This is a genomic window from Actinomyces qiguomingii (assembly GCF_004102025.1).
In the GTDB taxonomy this organism is placed as follows: Bacteria; Actinomycetota; Actinomycetes; order Actinomycetales; family Actinomycetaceae; genus Actinomyces; species Actinomyces qiguomingii.
In genome coordinates this window covers 1,629,999-1,656,988 of sequence record NZ_CP025228.1, presented here as the reverse complement: position 1 = coordinate 1,656,988, position 26,990 = coordinate 1,629,999, and the positions used below count along the sequence as shown (strand labels likewise).

Genomic DNA, 26,990 nt, shown 5'->3' with positions numbered 1-26,990 from the left:
GACACCTAGGAATCCCCAAGTTGGGCGCGTACAACCACATCCGTGCCGCGCCCGCAGTCGGCTGGCCGCCAGTCGATTGAGCCACGCAACTCTCCGCGCACAAGTGTGCTCACAATGCGGGTTCCGAGTCCCGTCATCTCCGTTCCGGGAACCAGACCGGCCCCATCATCAATGACATGCACGGTCAGTCGATTCCCGTCACGCTGCGCCCGTACCGTAACGGTGCCATCACGGTCCTCCAGACCGTGCTCGACCGCATTGGTCACCAGCTCGGCCAAAACGGTTGCCAACGCCTGGGCCACGTCGGCATCAACCACGCCGAACCGCCCCTCCAGGCGCGTGGACACCTTGCCGGTGGGGGTGGCCACGGCTGCTGCGGAACGCAGCACCGACGAGAACACCGCATCGAAGTCAACCTTTTCATCCACGTTCTGACTGAGCGCAGCGTGCACGGTTGCGATGGTGCCCACCCGGCGCTCGGCCTCTGTCAGAGCCGTGCGCGTCTCCTCATTCGTGGCACGTCGGGCCTGCATTCGCAGCAATGCGGATACTGTCTGCAAGTTATTCTTGACACGGTGGTGGATCTCACGGATCGTGGCGTCCTTGTTCATCAAGACCTGTTCCCGATGCCGGATCTCGGACACGTCGCGCACTAACAAAAAGGCACCCGCCCTGGCGCCGTCCCGTCGCAGGGGGATCGAGCGCAGTGAAAGGAACACTCCGCCGACCTCCACCTCGGTCAGCCAGGCCTGTCGGCCCATCAGGACCACCGCCATGGTCTCATCCACCGGCGTGCGTTCGGGGATGATGGAGGTGACCGCTTCCGCGAGCTGGCAGCCCTCAATGTCTCCGGCCAAGCCCAGTCGGTGGAAACAGGACTGGGCATTGGGCGAGGCGTAGGTGACTACGCCGTCGTCGTCGAGACTGACGACGCCATCACCGACCCTAGGAGTACCGTGGCGCACTCCGGTGGCGGCGCCATTGATGGGAAAGGCGCCCTGCGCGATCATCAGGCACAGGGCATCGGCCAGCTCTTCGAGAGGCTTGTCCACGATGCGGCCGCCACGCAGCACCCCCACGGCGGTCTCACGGGTCACCACGGCAATGGCCTGTGAGTCATGGACAACCGGCACATACTCCTCGCGCACTGCCGAGGAACCAGTCCACTCCGGCGCGGCCGCAACCACGATCTGTCCACTCATAAGCGCCTCAAGAGCCATGGCCTCACGAGCAGCGGGCATGCGCCGCCCGATCACATCCTCCAAGTGCACTGTGGCACCCGTGGCCGGACGTGAATGCGCTGCGGCGACGAAACGGCCGGAGTCCGTGCGCACCCACAGGACTAGGTCCGATACCGACAGGTCGGCGATCACCTGCCAGTCCGCCATGAGCTGATGCAACCAGTCGAGGTCGGCGGGAGGCAGACTGACCACACCGCGGACCGAGGAGGGCAGAAGACTCGACACACCCCGATGCTACCGGGGTCCGGAACCTCGAGCCGCCCCACCGGATGAGGACCGCCCAGCGGCTAAATTCCCAGAGATCTAATCGCGACTCATCGTCGCCGCCTGCCCCAGTCAGGGCCGGGCCGTGGCAGGATCATGGTTATGAAGAAGCAAGTCACGATCACCTACCCCGCCGACCCGACCCGCGTCGCCGCCATGCTCGCCGACCCCGCCTACCAGCGCGATCGCTTCGCACGTTTCAACCTGGAGGACGCACACGTAGACGTCGCCGCGCGGGGCCGCGGCTTTGTGGCAACCATCTCCGGCTCGGTCCCGCCATCTCGGCTGCCTGCGGCCGCTGCTCGTCTGGTCCGCTCGGCCGTATCCTTCGGTCTGACGGAGTCTTGGGGCGAGCCCGGAGCAGACGGATCGCGCAGCGGCAGCGTGGAGATCACCGTCAAGGGTGCTCCCGTCAAGGCCGGCGCCACCACCGTTATGCGCCCCGACTCCGACGGCCAGGCAACATCGGTTGTTGTCGATCTGGAGCTGTCAGTGACAGTGCCACTGGTGGGACGTAGCGTTGAAGAGAAGGCACTGGCGCAGATCGGCCGGGTCGTCTCGGATGAAGAACGCCGCGCCGCTGCCTGGCTCGCCGCCGCGTGAGATCAATCCGGAGGCGACAGGCGGCGGTCGGCTGACGGCTATTCCGATTCCGCCCTACGCGCATGACCTGGTCGCGTCCGCGCGACCATGACACGATCTGCCCATGAACGATCTCGACGACGTCATCACCCCCACCGAAGCCAACTCCGTGTGGGCCGAACGCACCGGCACCCGTCAGTATCTGGGCCACAACTCCCGCGGCGCCCAGGTGCGAGTGGGCATGGGCGAGGGCGAGTTCTCCCCTGGGGAACTCATCAAGATCGCCCTGGGCACCTGCAACACCTTGTCTGCTGATCATCGCCTGGCCAAGGCGCTTGGTGAAGACTTCGACGCCAATGTCGTGGTGTCCACGCTGAAGCATGGGGAGGAAGAGCGATACACCGACTTCGACGTGCAGATCGTCGCTGATTTCGCCTCCCTGACCCCCGAGCAGCGGCAAACGCTCAATGAGCGCGTCGAACGGGCCATTGAGCGCGGCTGCACTGTCGGCCACACCATCGAGCACGGCGCCGGCGTACGCCTGCACCTGTTTGACGACCCCGAAGCGTGACTGCCCGTCGCCACCACCTTCCGCGATCGACATCAGCTGGCCGATCGCCCGATAGAGTTGCCGCACCTGTTTAACATACGGAGGCGAACTGATGACCGTGACGGAGGCCGACGGCAAGTATCCGTACCTGGCGCAGTTGGGATTGACACCTCCCGTCGGCGTTGACGTCGGCTACGAGGAGTTACTGGCCGAGGTGCTGGAGCACGGCGTGCCCAAGGGGGACCGCACCGGCACCGGCACACGCTCGGTGTTCGCCCGGCAACTTCGCTACGACCTGACGGCCGGCTTCCCGCGAATAACTACGAAGTTCGTGGCCATGAAGGCCGTCAAGGGCGAGTTGCTTTGGTTCCTCCGAGGCGACATGAACGCCCGCTGGCTGCAGGAGCGAGGCATCACCATCTGGGATGAATGGGCCGACCCCGACGGGGAACTCGGCCCCGTGTACGGCCGGCAGTGGCGCAGCTGGCCGGCGCGGGACGGTGGGACCATCGACCAGATAACCGACCTGGTGAACACCTTGCGCCGCGATCCCGACTCGCGCCGCATGCTGGTATCGGCCTGGAATGTCAGCGACCTGGACCGGATGGCCCTGGCCCCCTGCCACGCCTTCTTCCAGTGCTATGCGGCCGAAGGCAGACTGTCCTTACAGGTCTACCAGCGCTCGGCGGATATGTTCCTGGGGGTGCCTTTCAACATAGCCTCCTATGCCCTGCTGACCCATATGCTGGCACAGCAGGCGGGTATGGAGGTTGGAGAGCTGGTGTGGACCGGTGGCGACTGCCACATCTACAGCAACCACTTCGTCCAGGTGCGCGAGCAGCTCTCCCGAGTTCCGCAGGCTTACCCCTTCCCCAAGTTGCGATTGAATCCCGCGAATTCAATCGACACATACGCCATGGAAGACATTGACGCCTCCGCCGGTTACAGGCACCATCCGACCATCAAGGCCCCGGTGGCGGTGTGAGCGATCACGTATCCGTCGGGGCGATCTGGGCGCAGGATCGCGACGGCATCATTGGCGCCGATGGCGGCATGTTGTGGCGGGTACCCGCCGATTTCCGTCATTTTCGGGCCGCTACCCTGGGCTGCGCCGTAGTCATGGGACGTACCACCTGGGAGTCGATCGGGTGTGCTCTACCGGGCCGAGAAGGCATTGTGCTGACCCGGCGGAGCGACTGGGAGGCACCGGGGGCACTGGTCGCCCATGATCTTCGCACCGGATTGTCCGAGGCACGCGACGCCGTCGGCCAACTGGGACCAGATCCGCGTGATGGCGACTACCGCCGCCTGCCGCGTGTGTGGATCATCGGCGGGGGCCTGGTGTACGCGCAGGCGCTTGCGGTCGGAGTAGTCGATCATTTGGTCATCTCTACCATTGATATTGACGCCGCGGCCCGGGCGAAGGCGCGTGGAGTCCCGCCCCGAACACTCACCAGGGCCCCGCTCCTAGGCGAGCAATGGCGCCATGCCCGCGACCGCTCCGATCCCCCCGGCTCCTGGCGTCCCGCATCCGGCGACGCCGCTTGGCGTGTGGACCACTGGTTGCGGTTAACGCGCGGTGGGGTGTGGAGCACTTAATTCCTTGCTCCACACCCCATCACGTATTCGGCTACGGGTGCAAGACCCTGGTCATCTCCTCACGAGTAGCGCTTCTCGAAGATGCGCTCAAGCTCCTCCAGGCTGTGCCCCTTGGTCTCCGGTAGGAACCTGACATAGAAGGCCAAAGAACCCAGATTGATCAGGGCGAAGACAAAGAAGGCGTTGCCCTGAATCAGTTCGATGAGATTGGGGAAGGCGAAGGCCACGATGACGTTGCCCACCCAGTTGGAGAACACGGCCACGCCGTTGGCCAGGCCGCGCACCCTCATGGGGAAGATCTCCGACAGCATGAGCCAGAAGGTCACCCCGATGAAGCACTGCATGAAGAACAGGAAGGTCAGCATGAACAGCAGCACCAGGTAACTGCGTGCGGTGGACTCCGGCAGCAGGAAGACCAGACCCAGGGCGATGAGCGAGGCCACGCAGCCGGTCTGGCCGGTGATGATCATGCGCCGTCTGGGGAATCGTTTGAGGAAGAAGACGATGCCGATATACACCGAGATCACCGAGACCACCCCGTTGGCGATCGTCGCCACGATAGACGGCTGTGTCCCCAGCCCGGTGGAGATGAGGATCGTGGGCGCGTAGTACATGATCCCATTGACTCCGGTGAGCTGAGACAGGAAGGCCAGCCCGATACCGATCAAGGTGATCCTGCGAATCCAGGGAACACGCAGATCCGCCCAGGTCCCCTTGCCCGCGGCGCGCTCCTCATCCACGCGGCGCAGAATGTCCCGTCCCTCATCCTCAACGGCGTCGGGCATGCGGACCTCGTTGAGGACCTTCCACATCTCCTGTGCGCGGTCCTTCCCCGCCAGCCAGCGGGGAGACTCCGGAAGCAGGTGGATGCCGATCCACAGTCCGATGGCGGGCAGGGTCGCCAGAACCAGCATCCATCGCCAGGCGTGGGCGCCGGGCCAGGCGGTGGCGATGACGGCGTTGCTCACGTAGGCCACCAATTGCCCGGTCACGATCATCAACTCGTTGCGCGAAACCATGGTCCCACGGATCTCCACTGGAGAGATCTCAGACAGGTAGACCGGGACGGTGGCCGAGGCGCCTCCCACTGCCAGGCCCAGAATGAACCGGAAGGCCACCAGAATCCAGTATGAGGGTGCCAGCGCGCAGCCCAGGGCGCCGACAAGGAAGATGACGGCAACCGTCATAATGTTCTTCTTGCGCCCGTAGCGGTCCGACAGGCGCCCACCCGCGAGCGCGCCGACGGCGGCCCCCACGGTCAGGGCGGTAGTGACCACGGACTCTTCGAAGGATCCCAGGGCTAGTCCGCCTTCCGACACCGGGTTCTTCAGGAAGGGCAGTGCACCGGAGATGACGCCCGTGTCATAGCCGAACAACAGGCCGCCCAGGGTGGCGATCGAGCGGATAGTGAACAGCCTGCGGTCGACCTGACGCCGAGTGGACTCCCCTTGGATGGTGTGGGCGCTCATGATCTCCCCCTACCACCGCCGCCGTCGGCGGTCTCAACGGTGAAGGTGCGGATGAACTCCTCCAGCGCCGCATCGGACACGGAGGTGGAGCCGTCCGGACCCTGGCCGTGGGCCCAGGCCTCCATGCCGATATTGCCGCGGTAGCCGGCTTCGGCAAGCGCCTGGGCGATCGCCCTGTAGTTGACTTCCCCGGTGCCGGGCTGGGCGCGTCCGGGGACATCGGCCACCTGAATCTCCCCCACCCAGGGCAGGCTCTGGCGACACAGCTCGATAAGGTTCCCCTCGCCGATCTGGGCGTGATAGAGGTCCAGGTTCATCCTCAGCCACGGAGAGTCCACCGCCTGAACCAGGGTGCGGGTGTCCCTGGCCAGGGCGAAGGGGCAGCCGGGGTGATCCACAGGGAGGTTGAGGTTCTCCAGGGTGAACACCCGACCCTCACGCTGTCCCAGTTCGGCCAGGTGCCGCAGGGTGTCCGCTGCACGCAGCCAGTCGGCCGGCGAGGGGTGCTCGTTCGCGACCACGGGTATACCCCCCTCACCCAGACCGGTTCCGTGGACGTTGAGAACTGGACAGGACAGCCTCTCGGCCGCGCGCAACGAGTCTTCGGCGGTGGACAGGAAGCGGGCGCTGCCTTCGTCCGTGGTCAGGTCGCCCTCCACATAGCCGGTCATGGAGACGATGGGCACACCGGTGGCCGCCAGGGCGTCCAAGTCCTTGGTGGTCCAGTCCCAGATCTCCACATTGATGCCATGCGCAGCAATCGCTTCTACGCGCTGCAGGAAGGGACGGTCCAGATAGATCATCTCGGCGCAGGCGGCGAGGGTGAAGGGGTTGTTGGCGGATACGTCCGTGGAACTCATCGGGTTACCTCCTCAAGACGAACGGTGCGGGACTGCTGGATGGAGACGATGGCGGCACGGGCAATCTGGAGTGCCTTGACCCCGTCGTCACCGGTTGGGATATCCGGCTGACCGCCCCGGATGGCCTCCACGAAGGCTTTGAACTCCCCCACGTAGGCGCCGTGCAGCAAGTCGGTGTCCGCCCGAGAGGTGTCGTATGCGACTCCGCCCGGTCCGAAGTACTCCATGTCACTGGTGCGTCCGCTGCCGGCTGTAGCCATGCCGCCATCGCCGAATACCTCCCCGCGCACGTCGTACCCGTAGCTGGCGGAGAAGCTCGCCTCCGCAGTGGCGAAGGCGCCGTTGTCGAAGCGCAGGGTGACCATCGCGGTGTCGAGGAAGCCGTCGTCGCGAGCATCGGGACGAATGAGGGCGTCGGCATGGGCGGTCACCGTGTCCACCTCGGCACCCGGGTTGAGCCACCGTAGCGTGTCGAAATCGTGGATGAGAGTCTCCAGGAAGATCGTCCACAGCGGAATACGGGCCGGTTCTCCGCCGAAGGGGCCGGGATCACGCGTAAGTGAACGCAACAGCTGCGGGGTACCGATGCGGCCGTCAGCCACAGCCCGGCGGGCGGCGATGAACCCGGGAGCGAAGCGGCGGTTGAAGCCGACCTGGAGCACCACGCCGGCGCGCCTGGCGGCCTCTACGCACTGGGCGGCCTCATCGAGTTCAGTGGTGATCGGCTTTTCCGTGAAGACGTGCTTGCCGGCGCTGGCGGCCTCCACGATCAGATCGCGGTGCAGAGCCGCCGGGGTGGTGATGACTACCGCGTCAATGTCGGGATCGGACAGCACACCGGAAGCCTCGGCCTCCGCGCGGGCCCCGAGCGGAGCGGCCAGCTTCTGCGCAGCCTCGACCCGCGGATCCACAACCGCCACCAGTTCAGCGCTGTGGATGTCGTGGGCGATGGCCGTGGCGTGATGCGTACCGATGCGGCCAGCCCCGATCAGGGCGAGGCGTACCGGTGGCGCGGGACTATTAATCATGGGATGACTCCTTCGTCTTGTGCCGCGAGCGCTCAGGGCGGCGCGGCGCTGGATCACAAGGGCCGCATCACCGCGACCTTTGTGATGACAAAGAAGCTAGCACGTTCTAGTCCCTCCTTGACTTGCCCGAACCTCATCCTGTAAGTCAACAGTCAGTTTCCGCCACGATTTCAGTCATCTTCATGGGCGGGTTCTCGACGCCTTCGCCTATAATTACAGAGATTTTAGTTTACGCACTGTAGGCTCAGAGTCGGACAATCACCGCAGCGGGAGAAGTGGAGAATGCATGGCACAGCGGCAACGCAAGGCGGTCACGCTGGCTGATGTCGCTAGGGAGGCCAACTGCTCGGTATCGCTCGTGTCCATCGTCATGCGTGATGCCGCCGGCGCTTCCCAGGAAACGCGGCGCCGGGTCAAAGCGGTCGCTGCACGGCTGGGATACCGGCCGGATCAGCGCGCACGAGCACTGCGATCCGCCCGATCGGGCCAGATCGGTGTGACCTTCGATGTCCACCAGCCCTTCCACGCCGAAATCATTGACGGCCTATATGCCGCTGCCGAGGCAGGAGACCATGAGCTCGTCCTTTCCGCCGTCGTCAGGGCGGTGGATGATCGCCGCGCCGCCGAGACCCTACTGCGTGACCGCTGCGAGGCGCTGATCATGATCGGTCCATCCCTGGGAACGGCGCGCCTGAGGATGCTGGCAGATGAGGTGCCCGTAGTCGCAGTGGCCCGCCCGCTGTCATGCCCTGGCGTGGACGTAGTCAGAATCGATGACCGGGGCGGGGTGGCCGCAGCCGTCGACCACCTAGTGCGTCTCGGGCACCGCCGCATCGTGCATGTCGACGGCGGAAACGCGCCGTCGAGCCCGGAGCGTCGTGCGGGATATCTCGCAGCGATGGAGACCCATGGGCTGTTAGCCGAGGCGGAGATCATCGCTGGCGGCCTGGAACAAGAGCACGGTATACGCGCAGCCGCGCACATGCTCACCTCCAGTGATCCGCCGACCGCGGTGTCGGCCTTCAACGATCGGGTGGCCTCCGGGGTGATCCAGGGGCTGCTTTCCGCCGGGGTGGGAGTCCCGGGTCAGGTCAGTGTGATCGGCTTCGACAATGCGAGGCGCTTCGACTCCGGCCTGGTGCCGTTGACCACCATCGACCAGAATCCCGCGCTCATGTCGCAACTGGCCCTGGACCGGGCCGTCGGACGGGCTGCCAACCGCTTTCTGCCCACCGAACAGGTGCTGATCCCTCGGCTGATCGAACGTGCTTCCACCGGGCCGGTCAACGGGACCGCGAAGTGACCAGCTCGGCTCACCACCGGACGGGCCTATTGGCTTGAACCTATTCGCGCTGAGAGGACCTACTTAATGCCCTGCTCGGTGAGCCAGTCGGTGGCGATCGTGGCGGAGTCAAGCTGCTCGTCCACCGAGCGGGCGTTGAGTGCGCGCAGTGCCTCGGTGGTCAACAGTGCACAGACGGCATTGATCGCGGTGACGGCGCCCTCATCAAGGTCGGCGGCGACCAGCGGCGTGACGTTCTGCGGCAGGATCAGGGCCTTCGGGTCCTCCAGGACGACCAGGTCGTTGGCGTCGATGGCAGGCGAGGAGGTGTAGATATCGGCCGCCTGTACCGTTCCGTCCGTAAGGGCTCCGACGGTGAGCGACCCGCCGGAGTCCTCCACGGGGTAGACGTCGGCATCCACCCCGTAGACGGCTTTGATGCCCGTCGGGCCGTAGGGACGCGACTTGAACTCGGAGTTCGCCGCCACCATGACGGTGCCGTCGAGCTTGGCCAGGTCACCGATGGAGACCAGGCCGTATTCCTCGGCGAGCTCGCTGGTCACGGTATAGGAGTCCTGGTCGGTAGCCTGGGCGTAATCGAGCACCATCAGCGTCTCCGGCAGCACGTCCGCCAGGGCAGCGTGTACGGAGTCGGAGTCCGTTGCGCCTGTCTCAGAGTCGTAGTACTGCAGCAGGTTGCCGCCGTACTCGGGCAGCACGTCGATCGCCCCGGACTCGAGCTCGGGGATGTAGACCTCGCGCTGCCCAATCTGATACTGGCGGTCGACGGTGAAGCCGGCCTGCTCGAGCGCTTGGGCGTACAGCTCGGCGATGATCTCATTGGAGTAGTACTGCTGGCTGCCCACCACGATGGCGGAGCCGGCACCGGAGGAGGACAAGGGGTCAGAGCTAGAGCATGCGGTGAGCGTGGCGGCCACGGCGAGCAGCCCGCCGCCGGCCAAGGCACTGCGACGAGTGAGCACCGTGTGCTTGTCAGCATTGGGTTTCACTGGGATTCCTTTCGGTTGCGTGCGCCTACCGGGGTGACGGCGCGCTGGAGGAGGATAAAGAGGAGCTCGGACAGCAGAGCCAGGGCGATGACCATGAGCGAGGAGGCCAGCATCATGCCGTAGTACTGGGTCTTGAGCCCCAGAAACATCAGCCGCCCTAGTCCGCCGGCGCCGGTGTAGGCGGCCAGTGTCGCCGTGGCGATCACCTGCAGCGTGGCCGACCGCAGGCCGCCCACGAGCAGCGCAGCGCCCAGCGGGATCTCCACGCGGGTGAGTATCTGGACCTCACTCATGCCGCTGGCGCGGGCGCCGTCGACGGCGACGGTGTCCGCGGACTCAATGCCGGTGTAGGCACCGGCCAGTACGCTGGGCAGTGCCAGGACGATGAAGGCGAGCATGGGGGCGGACAACCCCACGCCGAGAGCCAGTGCGAACAGGGTGATTAGACCCAGGGTGGGCAGGGCCCGTACGGCGCCGGCCAGGGCGACTGCGGCGCCCTTACCATGCCCGGTGTGTCCGATCCACCAGCCCAGTGGGACACCGATTACGGCGGCAACGGCCACCCCCAGCAGCGAGTACCCGATGTGCTGCGCCAGCAACCGCCCTATGCCAAGTGAACCGGACCAGTTGGCGGCGGTGAGGATGTAGGCGATCGCCTCACCGAGGTAGTTCATACCGTCGCCTCCTCGCGCGCGTGGGTGCTACGCGTCCACGGCAGCAGCACCCGGCCGCACAGCACAACCAGGGCGTCGAGCGTGACCGCGAGCAGTGCGGTGGCGAGGATGCCGACGAGGATCTCTACGGTGATGCCTCGCTGAAAGCCGTCGGTGAATAGCCAGCCCAGGCTGCGCACGCCCAGCACCGCCCCGACCGTGGTCAGCGAGACTGTGGAGACGGTGACGACGCGAAGTCCGGCCACAATCGCGGGGCCCGCCAGCGGCAGCTCCACGGTGGCAAAGCGGCGCAGCGGCCCCATCCCCATGGCGGTGGCGGCGTCGAGCACCCGCTGATCGACGGCGTCAAGCGCATCAACCGTAGTGGGCACCATCAGCGCCAGACCGTAGAGCGTGAGCGCCACCACCACATTGAGCGTGTCCCGGATGCCGGTGCCGAGCACGACCGGCAGGATCACGAACAGCGCCAGGGAGGGGATGGCATACAGCAGGGAGGCGCCCGAGACCAGGATGCCGCGCAGCGGCCCGAGCCACTGGGTCAGGCGGGCAATCGGAATAGCGAGCAGCAGGGTCGCAAGAATCGCGGGCACCGCCTGACTGACGTGGGCGAGCAGGTAGGAGGCGATTGCCGGGAGGTTGTTGAGGACCCAGGTCACTAGTGCATCTCCGCGTCCGTATCGATCCGCCCTATGGCGCGGCCGGCCCGGTCCAGGACCACCCGGCTGCCGGCGACGTCGGCCAGACGCAAGGCGCGGTCGGCGTCGTCAAGGCCGAGGAACTGAGTCACGAAGTCATCGGCGGGATCGGCGAGCAACTGGGCACTGGTGCCGCGTTGTGCGATCTGGGCGCCCTCGCGCAAAAGGATGATTTCATCACCGAGCATCAGGGCCTCGTCTACGTCGTGAGTGACGAAGATGATCGTTTTGGCCAACTCACCCTGGATGCGCAGCAGCTGCCGCTGCAGGTCGCGGCGCACCAGCGGATCCACGGCGCCGAATGGCTCGTCCATCAGCAGCACGCCCGGATCGGCCGCGAGGGCCCGGGCCACGCCGACGCGCTGGGCCTGCCCTCCGGACAGCTGTCCCGGATAGCGATCGGCCAGCTCCGAGTCCAGGCCCAGCATGTCCATAAGTCTGTGGGCGCGCCTTCGAGCCGCGGAGCGGTCGGTGCCGTTGAGCCGCGGCACCAGGGTGATGTTGTCCAGCACCCGTCGATGCGGCAGCAGTCCGGCGTTCTGCATGACATAACCAATGGAGCGACGCAGTGCCACAGGATCGCCGTCGTGGACGTCCTTGCCGTTTAGAAGAATCCTGCCGGCAGTGGGCTCGACCATCCGGTTGACCATGCGCAACAGCGTGGTCTTACCGCAGCCTGACGAACCGAGCAGGACGGTAATGGATCCGGCGGGCAGGATGGCGGAGAAGGAGTCGACGGCGGCCCGCGGATTTGCGGATCCGTTGACGGGAGCCGGATAACGCTTGGTGACGTCGGAGAACTCTATGGCACCGGTTCCAACGGCGGCCGACTCGGAATCCTTCGTGACCAACACGGATGCGTCGGCTTCCGGCGTGCCGGTGCGCATTCCCATGCGACTGTCTCCTCTCCCGCGCCTAGCGGCGACGTCATCTACCGTAACAACGCTTGGCGAATATGTCGATTCGATGTAGTGTGTCGTCGTGCTTGAGCTTAAGATCCTGGGGTTCCTCGATGAGGGACCGCTGCATGGCTATGAGCTGCGGCGCCGGATCGTTGAGCTGGACGGGCCGGGCGGCCGCCTGTCGGAAGGTGCCCTTTACCCCGCCCTGGCGCGGCTGGAGAAAGCCGGGTCGATCATCCGCACCGACGAGCCCGGGGCCCGGGGCCGTCCACGCAAGCGCATCGAGATCACCGTCACTGGTCGCCGCCGCCTGCACGAGCGCTTGAGGCACCCGAGCAAAACCGATATCGCATCCATGCCCCGGTTCTTGGTGGTGCTCGCCTTCCTGTCCCGCCTGCCCGACGCCGACGAGCGCACGGCCGTGCTGCGCCGTCGTCTGGAGGTTCTGCGCAAACCGGCACCGGCGTTTTTTTACGACGACGGCGTCCCGCACCGCTCCGAAACCGAGACGGACCCATACCGGCGCGGCATGATCCGTATCGTGGCCTCCTCTCGCCGAGCAGAGACCGCCTGGCTGGAGGAGATCCTGGCGGGATCGAGCACGCCGAGCCCCGGCGACGCTTCCGAATCCACGCACCCGCCCGCCCCACCGCGGGCGGCCCACAGCCCGTCACGTACCAGCACTGCATGAGGAGCAACGGCCGATGAGCACGAACCGCCCCTACTCCCTCACGGCTACCGGACCCGCCACACCCGCGACCATGCGCGCCGCCGTGCTGACCGCCCCGGGCATTGAGAACCTGCACGTGACCAACGTACCCGTCCCGCAGCCGCGCCCCGGCTGGGTGCGGATCAAGGTCATGGCCTTCGGTCTGAACCGCAGCGAATACCACTCGGTTACCGGACAGGCCGGCGGCATGAGCTATCCGCGCGTGCTGGGGATCGAGGCCTCCGGGATCGTGGATCTGGATCCGCAAGGGCGCCTGCCCTCAGGGACCCAGGTGGTCACCATGATGGGTGGTATGGGAAGAGCCTTCGACGGCGGCTATGCCCAGTACGTGGTGGTGCCGCGCGAGCAGGTCCTCACCTTTGACTCCGGCCTGCCGTGGGAGGTCATCGGCTCGGTGCCCGAAACACTGCAGACCGCCCATGGATCGCTTACCACCGGACTGAATCTGCAAGCCGGCCAGAGCCTGCTGATACGTGGCGGTACCTCGGCCCTGGGCCTGGCCACCGCGGCCCTCGCCGTCGACATGGGCTGCACGGTCTACGCCACCTCCCGACGCCGAGCTGGGCTCGAACTGCTCGCTTCCCGAGGTGTGACGGCACTGCGCGATGACGGCGCGGTGGCCGAGCAGGTGCGCGGGTACCAACCCGGCGGCGTGGACGCGGTGCTGGAACTCGTGGGCGTGCCCACACTGCGCGACTCACTGCTGGCAACCGCCGTGCATGGCACCGTGTGCTTTACCGGCATGCTGTCCGACTCGTGGACCATCACGGAGTTCTACCCGATGGACTGGATTCCGAACGGCGTGCGGCTGACCACATACTCGGGCCAGGCCTCCGACCTGCCCGCTGCCGAGTTGCAGCGGGTACTGGACAGGATCGAGGCTGGTGTGCTGAACCTCCTGCCCGTGCATACCTACCCGCTAGATGAGATCGTCCGCGCGCAGCAGGATATGGCCGCCTGCGCACACACCGGCAAGCTGGTCGGACTTCCCTGGGCCTGACCGGCACCATCCCCCAGAATACTCGGGGACACCACTGCGCGTTCGTCACCGCCTAAAACGGTGACGAACACGCGATCCCGCGGTCCGAGCTGTTACTACAGCCGCATGATGTCAATGATTCACATGCGTTAGTTCGGCGGGGTGGACGCCTCTATCACGGTTTGCGACCGTCCGCCGCAGACAGGCTCTGCGCTCAACCGGTGATCAGTCTGAAGGCAATCGCCAGCACAATCGCGTTGTAGAAGAAGGCCAGGACGGAGTGCACAACCACCGTCCAACGCAGGCGCCGAGAGATAACCGTCACATCCGATGTGGCAAACGTGGTTCCCACAGTCAGGGAGAAGTACACGTAATCCGTCAGATCCGCGTCCGCCGTGCCCGGGAACTTGAGGGACGGTCCATACAGGTGATCCAGGCGCTCGTAGTGTCGGGCGTACCCCAGATGGAGCAGCGCCCAACCGAGCATCGCGGTGAGTACCGTGATAATCGTGGCAGCGACTTGAAGTACCCGGGTCAAAGTGGCGGCCTGCACCGGGCCGTAAGCGGTGGCCAAGTGGTCGATCAGTTCCTGGGGAACATTGGCTCCGGCCAATCCATTGAGCAGACCCACTAGCGCCGCGATCACCGGCGCTGTCCCCAGCACGGCGATCAGCCACCGCGGCAGGCTCAGCACCGACTCCCGTATTTCAACACCATCATCCAAAACTCGGCGCCGCCACGCCGCCCAGCCCACAACCGCAACGTAGAACAGCGCTACCAGGACCCAGGCGGCGGAGCAGTATGCGGCCGGCTCGCTGTCTCCCCCAAGTATTGCCACAAGCCCCACAACGATGAGAATCGCCTCTGCAACAAGGCCAAGAAGACTCGATCGTTTCATAGCCGAAGCCTGCCACGGCCGCCCGCCTGGACGCGAATGCATCGCTCCCACATACCCGTGGGAGAAGACGTTTTCAGCGCCGCTGCGCGACCTCGTCGCTGTAGTCGCCGGCCACAACCTCGACTCGGTTGCCCTCAGGGTCGAGTAGGACCGCCTCATAGTAGCCATCCCCGGTCTGACGGGGCCCGTCTATCACCGACACCCCAGCCGCGCGGGCCCGGGCGGCCAGATCGTCGACGCCCGCACGGTCGGGCAGGGCGAAGGAGATGTGTGCCCAGCCGCACATCTCCGTGTCTGGGTGGGTAACGACGTCGGGGCGGCTCATCAGTTCCAACCGAGTCCCCCGGCGGCCCGCCGCGCGGGCGCCGTCGTCGAAGTTGAGGATATAGGTGCGCAGCCCGGTCCGCGGGTTGTGGTACTGGCCGTTGGCGTGCCCGCCGAACCAGTGCAGGTAGAAGTCGCGGGTGGCCTCCAGGTCTGCGACCCAGAGGGCGGCGTGGTCTATGCGGGGCATGGCCTGTCCTTCCAGGAGCGTCGTCGGCGGCGTCGGCTGCACACCGATGCGGCCCAGTCTGGCAGATGCATCGTCCCCGGCGACACGTTTGAGTGCCGCCGGGGACGATGCCCATTGCGTTCGGGAAGGACTGGCCACCCGGCTCACTCGTCCGCGGCGGACGGATGAGTCATATCGGCCGGGACCACCCAGGCGTCGAACTCGGCTTCGGTGACGAAGCCCAGCTCGAGGGCGGACTCGCGCAGAGACAGGCCCTTCTGGTGGGCGTTCTTGGCGATCTTGGAGGCCTTGTCGTAGCCGATGTGGCGGTTGAGCGCGGTGACCTGCATGAGGTTGGAATCCAGGTTCGCCTGGATCTTCTCCCGGTTGGGCTCGATGCCGTAGGCGCAGTGCTCGTCGAAGGACACGCATGCGTCACCGAGCAGCTGGATGGACTCCAGCACGCACCAGGCCATGACCGGCTTGAACACGTTGAGCTGGAAGTTGCCCTGGCTGCCGGCGAAACCGACGGTCGCGTCATTACCAAAGACCTTGGTGGCGACCATGGTCATGGCCTCGCACTGGGTGGGGTTGACCTTGCCGGGCATGATGGAGGAGCCGGGCTCATTCTCGGGGATGATCAGCTCGCCGATACCGTTGCGGGGGCCAGAGGCGTACCAGCGCACGTCGTTGGCGATCTTCATCAGGGCGTCGGCCAGCACCCGCAGCGCGCCGGAGACCAGCACCAGGGCGTCGTGGGCGCCGAGCGCAGCGAAGAGGTTGTCGGCCTGCTTGAAGTCGATGCCGGTCTCCTGGCTGATCTTCTTCGCGGTTAGCTCCCCGAACTTCGGGTGGGCGTTTAGGCCAGTACCCACTGCGGTGCCGCCGATAGCGAGTTCACGGGCACGGGAGTCGGCATAGCGGATGCCGTCCAGGGCGAAGTCGATCTGCGCGACCCACCCGGAGATAACCTGGCTCAGGCGGATCGGGGTGGCGTCCTGGAGGTGGGTGCGGCCGACCATGACTACGTCGTCGAATTCCTTGGCCTTGGCATCCAGGGTGTCACGCAGCCGCTGCACGCGCGGGTACATGGCCGTGAGTTCCTCGACGACTGCGATGTGCATGGCCGTGGGGAAAGTGTCGTTGGAGGACTGGCCGCGGTTGACGTGGTCGTTGGGGTGGACGGGGGTCTTGGAGCCCATCTGGCCGCCGGCCAGCTCGATGGCCCGGTTGGAGATGACCTCGTTGGCGTTCATATTTGACTGCGTGCCCGACCCGGTCTGGAAGACGACGAGCGGGAAGTGGGAGTCGAGCTCACCGGAGATTACCTCGTCGCCGGCCTGGGCGATCAGGTCCGCGATCTCTGTGGGCAGCTCACCCAGCTCGGCGTTGGCCAGGGCGGCGGACTTCTTGAGCACGCCCAGGGCCCGGATGAGGGGGCGAGTGAGTACGAAGGTCTCGCGGCCGATGTCGAAGTTGTGCAGGGAGCGTTCGGTCTGGGCGCCCCAATAGCGGTCGGAGGCGACCTCAACGGTGCCCATGGAGTCTGATTCGGTGCGCGTCGTCGCGCCGGTGGAATTCTCAGGTGCCATGGTCCAAGGCTAGCCGGATGCGGAGGCGCGCGGGCGGGGACGGGCGTCCTATGTCCGTACCTGTGTGCTGCGAAAGGCATAGCCCTGCGACCGGCGCGGGCCAGGGCATTACGCCCCGCCCGCGATCCTAGAGGGCAGCCAATACCACCTCGATGCCTGCGATAAGAGTGTGGTGAGCGCCAGCCACAAGGCGCACGACCTCGGCTGGATCGGTGGTAGCGGCCGCGAAGGACAGGTCGGATACGACGCTCATTCCGGCTACCCGCACGCCCAGTTGGTGCAGGGCGATCGCCTCCAGAACCGTGGACATACCTACGCAATCGGCTCCGAGGGCCGCCAGCATGCGGGACTCGGCCGGGGTCTGGTACTCCGGTCCACGCACCATGGCGTACACGCCGGAGCGCTGGGTATGCGCGCTAAGAACGGCCGTCAGCTCCGGGTCCCACAGGTCGCGCTGGTCGACGAACACGGTGCCGGCAAAGGGTGAGGCGCCGGAGAGGTTGAGGTGATCGGTGATCGTCATGACCTCCCCGATCGCCCAGTCCCGCAGGCAGCCGTTGGCGTTGATCAGGACGGCGGCCCGCACGCCGGTGGCGGCCGCGGCCCGGGCCAGGGCGACGACGGCGCCGGGCCCGCGCCCCTCATACAGGTGGGTGCGCCCGTGCGCAACCAGGACGCGCCTGCTCCCGGATGAGGTGGCGGGCGCCGTGCCGGAGTCGTCCGCATAGACCGGAGGCGGTGGAAGTAGCCGCTCATAGGAGTCGAGCCGATCGACATGTCCGGGTGCGACCGGTGCGTTGATCCCGGGCAGATCGGACAGCGGCAGTGACGCCGTCGGCGCGCCCCAGGCGTCCAGGGCGCCGTCGGCGCCCGATCCGAGCACGACCAGCACGTCGTGGTGGGCGGCGCCGGTGCGCCGGGCGATCTGGTGCGCGGCCTCCACGGCGGGGCCGGGTCCGGCGGCGCCCCCGGACGCGTCGAGGGCGGCGAGCAACTCGGCGGGAACGCCGTCGGGCCCTAGTGGGGACTGCGGGAGGGGGCCGACGGTGCTCATGCCTGCTCCCCCGCCTGCTCCTGGGCTTGCACGCGGCGCCTGCCAAGGAGCAGGTGCCCGAGCAGGCCGATCAGCAGCGCCACAAGAACGCCCAGGTTGGCACTGGCCCAGGCGCCGTCGCGGCCGCCCAGCGGACCGAGCAGATAACCCTGCCAGCTCAGCCAGGAGGCGGCGGAGTTGACCACCAGCCCCCAGCCGACACCGGAGCCGAGGACGACCAGCGTGATCGCCTCCAGGTTGACCGCGCCGTAGACGCCGTCGGGGGTGAACAGGGCGGCCTCGTCGTAGTCGCGACGGCGCAAGCACACCTCTGCGAGCATGACACCCGCCCAGGCGGCGATCACCACGCCCAGGGTGGTCAGGAAGCCCTGGAAGGGCCCAAGGAAGTCCTTCGCCCCGAAGATGACGGCGATGGTGCCAAGGCTCATGATGGTCGCGTCAATGGCGGTGGCCACATGGCGCCTCACAGGCACGCCGGTGGCCAGCAGGGACAGTCCCGAGGAGTACAGGTCCATGATGATGCCGCCGGCCAGTCCCAGGACGGCGACCACGGCAAAGGGGATCAGGAACCAGGTGGGCAAGATGGTGGTCAGGGCGCCAATGGGGTCGGCGTCGATGGCGGTGCCGAGTTCGGGATCGGAGCCCACCAGCATGATGCCGGCGATCACGAGGATGACCACGGGCAGGGAGGAGCCGATGGTGGTCCAGGCGATCACGCCGGTGGTGGAGGCGCCGCGCGGCAGGTAGCGGGAGTAGTCGGCGGCGGCATTGACCCAGCCCAGGCCGAAGCCGGTGGCGACCATGACCAGGGCGCCGATAAAGGCGGCCGCCGAGCCGGCGGGCAGCGCTGCCAGCGCAGAGAAGTCGATCTGCGGGGAGACCAGCAGCAGGTAGATCATGGTAAGTATGCCCGTGGCCCAGGTGATCCAGGTCTGCACCCGCATAATCATGTCAAAGCCGAGGATGCCAGCGCTTGCCGCCAGTCCCACGGTCAGTAGGAAGCCTACGATCTGGGCTCCGAGCTCATTGTTCCATCCAAGGGCCTGCATCACCGTGGCGGAGGCGAGGGACGCGGATACGCACAGCACCGTTTCCCAGCCGACGGTGAGGATCCAGGAGATGGCCGCGGACAGGCGGTTGCCGTAGTAGCCGAAGGCGGCACGGGACAGCGCGAGAGTCGGAGCACTGCCCCGCTTGCCGAGCACGGCTATGAAGCCGCACAGCAAGAAGGAGACGATCACCCCGACGACGCCGGCGACCAGCGCCTGGGCGAAGGACAGGCCGAAGCCAAGCACCCAGGCGCCCCAGGACAGGCCGAGCACCGAGATGTTGGCGGCGAACCAGGGCATGAACAGGTCGCGGGGGCGCCCCTTGCGCTCGGACTCGGCGATAACGTCCAGCCCGGCATTCTCAATGCGGGTGGTGTTCGTCTCCACGGCTGGGACGCAAGCAGCGGTCTGGGCGCCGGACCCGGCGGCCTGCACGGCGGCAGCCGTCGAAACCGCGGATTCGGTTGGTAGGGATGGGGAATCTGTCATGGTGGGAAACTACCGCAGCGGTGTTGTGCGGGGACGATCCCGAGTTACCAGCCACCCGTGCATGGCATAGCAAAACCGCCCGGTTCCGAGGAGCCCTCCTCGGAACCGGGCGGCAGAAGGCCCCGGCACCTGCTGGTGCCGGGGCCTCGGTGGTAGCGGGGGCAGGATTCGAACCTGCGACCTCCGGGTTATGAGCCCGGCGAGCTACCGAACTGCTCCACCCCGCGTCGTGGTCAGTACCCTAGTCCGCCGCCCCGCAGGACCGCAAACTCGGGCGACGTGCCCTTGCTCACCACGACGCATCCGCTACTCACGCTACTCAGCCCTGGGCGTCGAGCTGCTGCTGGGCGGCGACAGCGCGGTTAAGGGCGTCGGTCAGCCGGTTCTGGGCGTCCCCGTAGGCGGACCAGTCGCCGTCCTGCATCGCCTTACCCGCGTCATCCATGGCTGTCTGCGCGTCGGACAACGCGGTGGCCAGATCGGCAGCCGGGTCGCCGGAACCCGTGGTCGCCCCCGGTGTGGGCGTGGTGCTCGGCTGCGTCGTGGCCGCCGCACTCGCCTGCTCGGTCGGCTCAGCGGTGGGCACGCTCTGATCGGCCCCTTCCTCCGTCTCTGACGAGGTGTCGTTGGCCGCCGCGGCATCGCCGTCCACGGCTTCCTCCCCCGTGGTGGCACCCGAGTCGCCGCCGAACACCTGGTCCAGCGCCTCAGAGAGCGTGTCGGCAAAGCCGACCTTGTCACCGAAGGAGACCAGTACCTCACGCAACAGCGGATATTGCGTCCCAGAGGAGGCCTGCACATACACCGGCTGCACGTACAACAGCCCGCCGCCCACCGGCAGGGTCAGCAGGTTGCCACGGATCACCTCCGAACCCTGCTGCGAGAGCAGGTTCAGCACCTGAGAGACGGTGGCGTTGGAGTTGAAGTTGTTCTGCACCTGGCCGGGACCGGACACGTTCGAGGAGCGCGGCAGCTCCAACAGCCTCAGCTTGCCGTAGTCGGGGTTGCGTCCGCCGTTCTCGCCACCGGCCGTCTCCGAATCCACCGCCAGGAAGCCGGTGAGCACGTTGCGGTCGGTGTTACCACCAATGATGTAGACGCTGGACAGGGAGAAGGTCGCCTCATCCTGGTCCGGCATCTTCAGTGTCAAGTAGTACGGGGCCTGCGCCTCGTCACCGGACTTGGTCGGGTCATCGGGTACTTTCCAGAAGTCACCACCGGAGTAGAAGTCCTCCGGGTCGGTGACGTGGTAGTTGGCCAGCACGGTGCGCTGGACCTTAAACAGGTCCTCCGGGTAGCGCATATGCGCCATCAGGTCGGTGCTCATCTGGCTCATCGGGGTCACCGAGCCGGGGAAGACCGCCTTCCAGGCGGCGAGGATCGGGTCGTTCTCATCCCACTCGTACAGGGTCACGGAGCCGTCGTAGGCATCGACCACCGCCTTGACCGAGTTGCGCACGTAATTGGACTCCTCCGGGGCGCCCAGCAGGGCGGAGCCGGAGGTGGCGTCACTCATCGTGTCCTCAAGGGACTCGTGTTGGGAGTAGGGGTAATTATTGGTTGTGGTGTAGCCGTCGAGGATCCACACGACCCGCTTAGGAGTGGAGGCGTCGTCGTCATCATCCACGACCGCCGGGTAGGGGCTGCCGTCCAGGGTCAGCCACGGCGCTACCTGTGCCACCCGATCAGCGGGGTTGCGGTTGTACAGGATCTGCGACCCACTGCGCACCTCTTGGGAGAACAGGATGTTCATCTCCTGGAAGCGCACGGCGTACAGCAGACGGTTCCAGGGATTGGACACGTCCGGTCCGCCGTCCCCATCAAATGTGGTGTTGACCTGCCCGGACGGCGCGGAGTCGTCGGGGTAGTCCAGCTCGCGGGGGTTGCCGCCGTCGTCGCCGCCCACGATCGAATACGACGGCGAAGCCTGGCCGAAGTAAATGCGCGGCTCGTACTCGCCCAAGTCTCCGACAGAGGGAATGCCGCCCTCCCAGAAGGACGGGTAGCCACCGGAAGCGACGGTGTTGCCGTAGGCCGTGACCACGCCGTAGCCGTGCGTGTAGACGGTATGTTCGTTGACCCATGTGCGCTGGTTGGCGTCCAGACCATCAAAGTTCAGCTCGCGCACGGCTATTACGGTGTCGCGGCTGGCACCGTCTATGCGGTACCGGTCGACGTTCAGTGAGGAGGCGAAGGAGTAGTACTGCTTGTTCTGCTGCAACTGCCGGAAGGTCGGCGAGACCAGGTTGGGATCCAACAGGCGGATCGAAGTGGTCGACTCTGCGTCCTCCAACAGCTGACCGGCCTCCGCTGTCGTCTTGGCATCGTAATCGGTGGTCTCCACATCATCCAGGCCGTAAGCGGTCAATGTGGCCTTGATATTTCGGTCGATGTAAGGGGCCTCCTCACGCTGGGCGTTGGGATTGACCACGAATCTTTGGATCACCGCGGGATAGGCGGCCCCGATCAGCAGCGCGGACACGATCATCACGGCCACGCCGGTGATCGGCAACCGCCAGGAGCTGGAGCGCATGGAGAACACGAACAGCGCCGCGACCACCACACTGATGGCCGCCAGTATCGCGTTTGCGGGAATGGAAGCGTTGACGTCGGTGTAGCCGGCCCCGTCGAATCGCGCGTTGGAGGCGTACAGGGAGCTGTAGCGCCCCAGCCAGTAGGAGCCGCCCCGCAGGAGGGCGAACAGGGCCAGGAACACCGTCAGGTGCACCCGGGCCGCCCGGGTGAAGTGCGGGGTGCGTGCCACGGAGATGCCACCGTACACGTAATGGATAACAACGCTGCAGATGCCCGCGAACACGACCACACGGGTCAGATATGACACCACCAGCTCCAACACCGGCAGAATGAACACGTAGAATGACACGTCCAGCCCGAACTGCGGATCCGCCGTACCGAAGGACTGGGAATTCACGGCGAGCAGCACCTCCCGCCAGCGGGGAGCCACGTCCCAGGCGGAGCTGGTCAGCGCCAGCACCGCGGGAATGATCCAGGTCACCTGCCGCTGAACTGGTTCAAGGGCCGACCGATAAGCCTCGAGGTTGCGGGACGCCTCGTCCCGGGGCAAGCCGATCTCGCGGGCGCGGTAGGCCAGCCGTATGGCCGCGAAGACGGCCACGAACATGATCAGGAATCCGATCAGGAACATTCCCCCCGTGGCGATCCACTGGGTCCAGATCACCCGGGAGAAACCCAGCTGGCTGTACCAGAGCACTTCCGTCCAGGTACGCGAGCAGAACCCGATGATGCCGGCGAGCGCAGCGAGGATACCCACAGTCAGGGACAGCGGTCCGGGCCGACGCCGTCCACCGGGGCCGCTCGGCCGTGTGGGCGGGCGGGTGGCTCCCGATCCGCCGCCAGGGCGCTGCTGACGGCCCGGGCGGGCCGCACCGGAGGCGCGTCGGGCCGTCCCTAGACCGAAGAGGGCGGAGGGATCAAAAGCGGATCCGAAAGGCCTGGAATCCTCCGCTCCGTCCTCCTCGGGTTTGTTGTCCTCAGAATTCTCCCCGTCGTCGGCGGCGTCCGCGGCCCCCGAAGCGGCGGCCGTCCCGCGGCCGGCTCCTCGGGCGTCCTCAGAGCTGTCGGCCTGGAAGAAGCCACCGCGCACGCGGTCATCCCGGCTGTCCGTCTCAGGGGAGTCGGCGGAAGCGGACTCGTCGTCGGGCTTGTCGATAGGATCGTCTTCGGGCCTGGTGGTCACGTTCACGCTCCGTGTCGTTCCGTGTCATGGTGCGTGCGCCACAGCGCACGGTGGCGGGCGCCGGTGGCGCCGCCGTGGCCAATCGTCGCACAGGTCACGTCAGGCCCACAAAACCTCAGCCCATTCCTGGTCGCCGTTGCGCCGCGGATCAGCCCGGCGGCGAGCGCCTGGCTGCCCAGACCGGAAGCATCATCGACTCGGCCACGATGGCGCCCCAACATACTCACATGGCGATGAGACGATGACGCTATGAGCCAGTACACGACTCCCGACGCTGCCGCGACCCGAAACGACCCCTTGCCCTCCCCCGCAATGCCCGCGTCCAGGCAGGCCGCCCTCACGCGCGTGGTGACACAATTGGAAGAACACGTGGCACGGGTCGGATGGGATGCGCCGGTTGGGGTGTTCGCCCTGGTGCGCACCGCCGTCCTGCTGAAGGATCCGGAACTGGTCCAGATGCTGGACGCGGACGCACTGGCCGAGGCCCGTGCCGAACCGCAGTCGCTGACCGCGATCGAGCAAGGGGATCTGCCGCGTGCGCAGAACCTGGAGGAACTACTGGCGGGCATTGTATGGCCGCAGGATGTGGACGGAACGGCCGTGGCCACGGAGCGAATGGTGCTGCCCGCCCAGGCCGAGCGCGAAGCAGCGGCAATAGAGGACCCTCAGGAGCGCACCGCCTATCTGCTGGCACGCCCGGACCGGGATGATGTGCGCATCGTCGTGGGTGTGCTGCGGTCCGGGGAGTCTTGGTGCGTCCTGCGCACCCGTTCCCACGACTCCTCCGATCGGACGGCAGGCGGGGCCGATTTAGTCCCCGACCTGGTCGAGGCCCTCCGACGCACCCTTGAGTAACCGGCTCAGTGACCCTCGGGCCGATCCTGTCCCGACTCGGAGTTGCCGGCGTCGGCGTCCTTGGCGCCATCGGCGTATCCGAGCGTGCCGTCAAGCAAGGAGGCCAGGTCTGCGTCCATCTGCGCGTCCATATCCTGGGCGGCCCGTCGCATGGTCAAAAAATCCTCCGGATTGGCCAGCTCCGCTGCCGTCGGAACCACATCGGGGTGACGCCAGAAGGCGTCCCGGTCCGCATCCCCCAGTTCGGCACCGAGCTGCTCCCACAGCCGTGCGGCCTCGCGCACTCGGCGGGGACGGAACTCCAGGCCGATCAGCCGGGCGAAGACCTGCTCGGCAGGACCGCCCTGGACACGTCGACGACGCACCATTTCACGCAGGGCTACGGCGAGCGGGAGGTGCGGCGCCAGGGCGCGCGCCGTAACCACCTCGACCCAGCCCTCAACCAGCGCCAACAGAGTCTCTAGGTTCTCCAGGGCCTCCTTCTGGGCGGCCGTATCCTGCGGCGAGAACATGCCCGATTCCAGCGCCCGCCGTATGGCTTCCGGATCGTTGGGGTCGACCTGCGCGACCGCCTGCTCCACGGCTTCGACATCAATGACGATGCCGCGCGTATAGGCCTCGACGGCGGCCAGCAGCTGGCTGCGCAGCCACGGCACATGCGCGTACAGGCGGGCGGCGGCAGCCTCCCGAACCGCCAGGAAGAGTCGAACCTGCTCGACGTCGGCCTCCAGTTCGGCGGCGAATGTGGCTACATTGGTCGGTACCAGCGCGGTGCCCGACTCCCGCATGAGAGGCAGGCCGACATCAGTGGCGGCAACCGCCTGGCGGCCGAGTTCACCGATGGCCTGCCCGAGCTGCAGGCCGAAAGCGGTGCCCGCCATGGAACGCATAAGTTTGCCGAGAGCACCCATGTGGGCGGCCGCGGCCTCGGAGTCGGGCAGTCGGTTTATCTGCTGCTCCAGCGCGTCGGCCAGTGCGGAGGTGGCGGCGTCGGCCACGGGGGCGCACACCTCCTTCCAGACCGGCAGTGTGCGCTCGACCCATTTCGAGCGCGTCCAGGCCTCTCTTGGTCCTGGGGCCGGCATGAAGTCGGTAGCGGCATCGAGCCAAAGATCCGCCACCGCCAGGGCGTCACGTATTCTCTCGGCGTCCGCGGCCGTGATGACCGGATCTGCGTCGCCGCGCACGGTGCGCAGTGCCAGGTCTTGGCCCATCGCCCAATTGACGGTGCCGCCGCCGGCCCCGGCGAACAGCTGTTGTAATTGCGCTTGCAGACCGCCGAGCTGGGCGGGAGTCAGGCGGGACAAGTCGCCCATGCCGCTCATCTGTGCGAGCCGTTCCGGGTCGACACCCGATGCCCGCAACGCAGCCACCGCGTCGGCCGCCATCTGGGGGCCGAACATGGCGGCGAGCATCTGCTCAATCGCGTCGAAGGGGTCCTCGGTCATGGGTTCCTCTCGGTGGTTCCGGCACGTGTGCGCCGCCCGGGACGCCGGGCCGGTCGCCTGATGAAAACACTCAGATCATGTCACCCATTCCTGAGTGCGGGCCATGGCCGGCTGCGTAGCCAGCCGATGAGCAGGTGACGATTGCACAGTTCCCAGATACAGACGTCATGATGTTCTCGTGACACAGACCCCTTCCGACGACTCCATGGAGTCCGGTCCGGACTCCGCCCCTGCTACGACGCCGCCGCCCGAACCTGGCTCCGACGCCGATCCCGACACCACCCAGGGCCTGTTCCGCGGCAGGCGCCGGGCCTGGTTGCTCGCCGGCCTGGCTGCCGTGGTGGCGCTAGTGATTGCGGGCGCGACGGTGCCGATAAACAAGGTTATTCAGGCACCCGGCCCCACCTGGAACGTCCTGGCCGACACCTCCGATGGAGCGGAGCAGGACCTGTTGACCGTAACCGGCACCCAGACCTATGACACTACCGGCGCCCTACGCATGACCACCGTTTCTGTATCGGGATGTCCGGGCTACCCGGTCACCTTCTTCATGCTGCTGGACGCCTGGCTCAGCAGCGACAAGACGGTCCTGGATCGAGATCAGGTGTGCCCGGAGTCGCTGAGCGCAGAGCAGGTGGAGAAGGTCAACCAGGCGCAGATGACCAGTTCGCAGGACGCCGCCGTGGTCGCCGCGCTTATGGAGACCGGTGAGGCCAACCGCATGATCCTCACCGTTGAGGGGACGGTGGATGAGCAACAGGGCGCCGACGTCCTGCCCGGCGATGTGCTGGAGTCCATCACCACCGCCGACGGCGAGACGACCAACATCACCTCCTACCCCCAGTTGCGCGAACTGATGACCACAATCGCCCCGGCCACGCCCCTGACGCTGCAGGTGGACAGGGAAGGCTCGAAGGTGAACGTCGCGCTGACCACAATCAGCCCCCAGGATTCTGACGGGGATGGACATCCCGACTCAGACGGCTCCCTACTCGGGTTGAGCTTATCGGCACAGGCCGACTCGGACATCGACGCATCCTTTGGCCTTTCCGACGTGGGCGGTCCGAGCGCGGGTACCATCTTCGCACTGGGGATCATTGACGAAATCACTCCCGGAGACCTGACCGGCGGACAGGACATCGCCGGCACCGGCACGATCGCCATCGACGGCACTATCGGAGCGATCGGGGGCATCAAGCAGAAGATGGCAGGCGCGCGCCAGGACGGCTCCGAGTACTTCCTGGCCCCCACCACCAACTGTCAAGAGGTGGTAGGCAATGTCCCCGATGGTCTGAATGTATATGCGGTGGGAACACTTCACGAGGCGGTTGAGGCGGTCCAGGCTATTGCCGTGCAGGATACGGACGGGTTGATGACCTGCGAGACGGTACTTGGAGGTGACTGAGCCCCTGCCTCAGCCGAGGCAGGGGCTCTCCGGGCGGGTTTTCCACAGGCCGCGAATCGGTACTGGCGGCCCGCACGGGCACCCTGCCATGCTGAAGCCGATGCCGTCGACACAGGTGCCGACG

At 66.4% G+C, this 26,990-nt stretch carries 24 protein-coding genes and 1 tRNA gene; 9 read left to right on the top strand and 16 right to left on the bottom strand.

Annotated features, from left to right (window positions below):
* Positions 1–5: 5 nt before the first annotated feature.
* Positions 6–1,466 (bottom strand): sensor histidine kinase, encoded by a 1,461-nt coding sequence (locus CWT10_RS06770; RefSeq protein ID WP_103062605.1) that lies wholly within the window; start codon positions 1,464–1,466, stop codon positions 6–8.
* A gap of 141 nt (positions 1,467–1,607) precedes the next feature.
* Between CWT10_RS06770 and CWT10_RS06765 the strand changes: the two genes are divergently transcribed.
* The 4 genes from CWT10_RS06765 (at position 1,608) to CWT10_RS06750 (ending at position 4,236) form a co-directional block, all read left to right on the top strand.
* A complete protein-coding gene (locus CWT10_RS06765; protein ID WP_103062604.1) occupies positions 1,608–2,108 on the top strand; it encodes a DUF2505 domain-containing protein in 501 nt (166 codons plus the stop codon).
* Positions 2,109–2,211: 103 nt separating this feature from the next.
* Positions 2,212–2,658, top strand: coding sequence for an OsmC family protein (locus CWT10_RS06760; RefSeq protein WP_103062603.1), 447 nt, complete (start codon positions 2,212–2,214; stop codon positions 2,656–2,658).
* A 91-nt stretch (positions 2,659–2,749) separates the two neighbouring features.
* Entirely contained in the window at positions 2,750–3,622 is an 873-nt protein-coding gene (locus CWT10_RS06755) for a thymidylate synthase (RefSeq protein ID WP_103062602.1), read from the top strand.
* The gene (locus tag CWT10_RS06750; RefSeq protein WP_103062601.1) at positions 3,619–4,236 is read left to right on the top strand and encodes a dihydrofolate reductase; all 618 of its coding nucleotides are present in this window, start codon (positions 3,619–3,621) and stop codon (positions 4,234–4,236) included. Before CWT10_RS06755 ends, CWT10_RS06750 begins: the two co-directional genes overlap by 4 nt.
* A gap of 59 nt (positions 4,237–4,295) precedes the next feature.
* Here the strand turns inward: CWT10_RS06750 and CWT10_RS06745 are convergent, their stop codons facing one another.
* The 3 genes from CWT10_RS06745 to CWT10_RS06735 are packed head-to-tail and all read right to left on the bottom strand — an operon-like array spanning position 4,296 to position 7,593.
* Positions 4,296–5,705, bottom strand: coding sequence for a sugar porter family MFS transporter (locus CWT10_RS06745; RefSeq protein ID WP_103062600.1), 1,410 nt, complete (start codon positions 5,703–5,705; stop codon positions 4,296–4,298).
* Positions 5,702–6,565, bottom strand: a complete 864-nt coding sequence (locus CWT10_RS06740) for a TIM barrel protein (RefSeq protein WP_103062599.1) — start codon at positions 6,563–6,565, stop codon at positions 5,702–5,704. The genes CWT10_RS06745 and CWT10_RS06740 overlap by 4 nt, the downstream gene beginning before the upstream one ends.
* On the bottom strand, positions 6,562–7,593 hold the full coding sequence (locus tag CWT10_RS06735; RefSeq protein ID WP_103062598.1) for a Gfo/Idh/MocA family oxidoreductase: 1,032 nt from the start codon (positions 7,591–7,593) through the stop codon (positions 6,562–6,564). Before CWT10_RS06735 ends, CWT10_RS06740 begins: the two co-directional genes overlap by 4 nt.
* A 286-nt stretch (positions 7,594–7,879) precedes the next feature.
* Here CWT10_RS06735 and CWT10_RS06730 point away from each other — a divergent pair, with 286 nt between their 5' ends.
* Positions 7,880–8,896, top strand: a complete 1,017-nt coding sequence (locus tag CWT10_RS06730) for a LacI family DNA-binding transcriptional regulator (protein ID WP_103062597.1) — start codon at positions 7,880–7,882, stop codon at positions 8,894–8,896.
* A gap of 59 nt (positions 8,897–8,955) precedes the next feature.
* On the opposite strand, the gene CWT10_RS06725 is transcribed toward CWT10_RS06730, so the two are convergent.
* From CWT10_RS06725 to CWT10_RS06710, 4 genes are read right to left on the bottom strand one after another with little or no spacing between them, the layout of a single operon-like run.
* Positions 8,956–9,891 (bottom strand): ABC transporter substrate-binding protein, encoded by a 936-nt coding sequence (locus CWT10_RS06725; RefSeq protein WP_103062596.1) that lies wholly within the window; start codon positions 9,889–9,891, stop codon positions 8,956–8,958.
* A complete protein-coding gene (locus CWT10_RS06720; protein WP_103062595.1) occupies positions 9,882–10,559 on the bottom strand; it encodes an ABC transporter permease in 678 nt (225 codons plus the stop codon). Before CWT10_RS06720 ends, CWT10_RS06725 begins: the two co-directional genes overlap by 10 nt.
* On the bottom strand, positions 10,556–11,215 hold the full coding sequence (locus tag CWT10_RS06715) for an ABC transporter permease (protein WP_103062594.1): 660 nt from the start codon (positions 11,213–11,215) through the stop codon (positions 10,556–10,558). Before CWT10_RS06715 ends, CWT10_RS06720 begins: the two co-directional genes overlap by 4 nt.
* On the bottom strand, positions 11,215–12,141 hold the full coding sequence (locus CWT10_RS06710) for an ABC transporter ATP-binding protein (RefSeq protein ID WP_103062615.1): 927 nt from the start codon (positions 12,139–12,141) through the stop codon (positions 11,215–11,217). Before CWT10_RS06710 ends, CWT10_RS06715 begins: the two co-directional genes overlap by 1 nt.
* 94 nt (positions 12,142–12,235) lie before the next feature.
* Between CWT10_RS06710 and CWT10_RS06705 the strand changes: the two genes are divergently transcribed.
* Positions 12,236–12,847: a PadR family transcriptional regulator gene (locus CWT10_RS06705; protein ID WP_103062593.1), complete on the top strand. Its 612-nt coding sequence runs from the start codon at positions 12,236–12,238 to the stop codon at positions 12,845–12,847.
* Between the two features lie 13 nt (positions 12,848–12,860).
* The gene (locus CWT10_RS06700; protein WP_199176326.1) at positions 12,861–13,886 is read left to right on the top strand and encodes a zinc-binding dehydrogenase; all 1,026 of its coding nucleotides are present in this window, start codon (positions 12,861–12,863) and stop codon (positions 13,884–13,886) included.
* 193 nt (positions 13,887–14,079) lie between these two features.
* On the opposite strand, the gene CWT10_RS06695 is transcribed toward CWT10_RS06700, so the two are convergent.
* The 7 genes from CWT10_RS06695 to CWT10_RS06665 form a co-directional block, all read right to left on the bottom strand.
* Entirely contained in the window at positions 14,080–14,763 is a 684-nt protein-coding gene (locus CWT10_RS06695; protein WP_103062592.1) for a DUF1345 domain-containing protein, read from the bottom strand.
* A 73-nt stretch (positions 14,764–14,836) separates the two neighbouring features.
* On the bottom strand, positions 14,837–15,277 hold the full coding sequence (locus tag CWT10_RS06690; protein WP_103062591.1) for a VOC family protein: 441 nt from the start codon (positions 15,275–15,277) through the stop codon (positions 14,837–14,839).
* Between the two features lie 143 nt (positions 15,278–15,420).
* Positions 15,421–16,848 carry a class II fumarate hydratase gene (gene fumC / locus CWT10_RS06685; protein ID WP_103062590.1) on the bottom strand — a complete coding sequence of 476 codons (1,428 nt, stop codon included), beginning with the start codon at positions 16,846–16,848 and terminating at the stop codon, positions 15,421–15,423.
* Between the two features lie 127 nt (positions 16,849–16,975).
* Entirely contained in the window at positions 16,976–17,902 is a 927-nt protein-coding gene (locus tag CWT10_RS06680; RefSeq protein WP_103062589.1) for a purine-nucleoside phosphorylase, read from the bottom strand.
* Entirely contained in the window at positions 17,899–19,440 is a 1,542-nt protein-coding gene (locus CWT10_RS06675) for a purine-cytosine permease family protein (RefSeq protein ID WP_103062588.1), read from the bottom strand. Before CWT10_RS06675 ends, CWT10_RS06680 begins: the two co-directional genes overlap by 4 nt.
* Before the next feature lie 150 nt (positions 19,441–19,590).
* Positions 19,591–19,667 (bottom strand) — tRNA-Met (locus CWT10_RS06670).
* Between the two features lie 92 nt (positions 19,668–19,759).
* Entirely contained in the window at positions 19,760–23,158 is a 3,399-nt protein-coding gene (locus tag CWT10_RS06665) for a UPF0182 family membrane protein (RefSeq protein ID WP_233188080.1), read from the bottom strand.
* 249 nt (positions 23,159–23,407) lie between these two features.
* On the opposite strand from CWT10_RS06665, the gene CWT10_RS06660 reads away from it, so the two are divergent.
* The gene (locus tag CWT10_RS06660; RefSeq protein WP_103062587.1) at positions 23,408–24,013 is read left to right on the top strand and encodes a PPA1309 family protein; all 606 of its coding nucleotides are present in this window, start codon (positions 23,408–23,410) and stop codon (positions 24,011–24,013) included.
* Between the two features lie 5 nt (positions 24,014–24,018).
* Here CWT10_RS06660 and CWT10_RS06655 read toward each other — a convergent pair whose 3' ends face one another.
* Positions 24,019–25,461, bottom strand: coding sequence for a zinc-dependent metalloprotease (locus tag CWT10_RS06655; RefSeq protein WP_103062586.1), 1,443 nt, complete (start codon positions 25,459–25,461; stop codon positions 24,019–24,021).
* A 178-nt stretch (positions 25,462–25,639) separates the two neighbouring features.
* Between CWT10_RS06655 and CWT10_RS06650 the strand changes: the two genes are divergently transcribed.
* Entirely contained in the window at positions 25,640–26,866 is a 1,227-nt protein-coding gene (locus CWT10_RS06650; RefSeq protein ID WP_233188079.1) for a YlbL family protein, read from the top strand.
* Positions 26,867–26,990: the final 124 nt, after the last annotated feature.